This is a genomic window from Halovibrio sp. HP20-59, from assembly GCF_033052795.2.
Classification (GTDB): domain Bacteria; phylum Pseudomonadota; class Gammaproteobacteria; order Pseudomonadales; family Halomonadaceae; genus Vreelandella.
On record NZ_JAWJUW020000204.1, the window covers coordinates 1 to 229 of the forward strand.

At 70.3% G+C, this 229-nt stretch carries 1 protein-coding gene; it reads right to left on the minus strand.

Annotated features, from left to right (window positions below):
• Positions 1-229 (minus strand): ABC transporter substrate-binding protein (locus RZA33_RS19875; protein WP_317510142.1); only part of this gene is annotated, 229 nt, incomplete at both ends.

Genomic DNA, 229 nt, shown 5'->3' on the forward strand with positions numbered 1-229 from the left:
GTAGAGCTGCAGCGCGCCCTGGCCATCGGAGTTGCCGGCCGACCAGGCCAGGGACCACATCTGGTACTGGCCGGCCTGCGCGGCCTTGAAGTTCTCGGGCCACTGCTGCACCTTCAGGCGCATGCGGATGCCGAGCTCGCGCAGGGCCCGGTCCCACTGCTCGTCCAGCGCACGGCTGAGCGTGTCGGACTGTGTGTTGCGGGTGATCAGCAGCGGGCTGCCGTCGGGC